Consider the following 356-nt stretch of genomic DNA (forward strand, 5'->3'; position numbering starts at 1 on the left):
TCGGAGACACGCTCGACGGCGGCCTCGATGCCCTTCTTCAGGCCGATCGGGTTCGCGCCGGCGGCGACGTTGCGCAGGCCCTCGCGCACCAGAGCCTGGGCGAGGATCGTGGCGGTGGTGGTGCCGTCACCCGCGACGTCGTTGGTCTTCTTCGCGACTTCCTTGACGAGCTCCGCGCCGATCTTCTCGTACGGGTCCTCGAGCTCGATCTCCTTGGCGATGCTGACGCCGTCGTTGGTGATCGTGGGGACGCCCCACTTCTTCTCCAGCACGACGTTGCGACCCTTGGGGCCGAGCGTGACCTTGACCGCGTCGGCCAGCTGGTTCATGCCGCGCTCCAGGCCGCGCCGTGCCTC

1 protein-coding gene is annotated in these 356 nt (G+C 68.5%); it reads right to left on the bottom strand.

The features are described 5' to 3' along the window. On the bottom strand, positions 1 to 356 hold a 356-nt coding region (locus tag AC559T_RS17530), incomplete at both ends, for a TCP-1/cpn60 chaperonin family protein (RefSeq protein ID WP_498869421.1).

The organism is Frankia sp. Hr75.2 (genome assembly GCF_949319125.1).
GTDB classification, from domain to species: Bacteria; Actinomycetota; Actinomycetes; order Frankiales; family Frankiaceae; genus Parafrankia; species Parafrankia soli.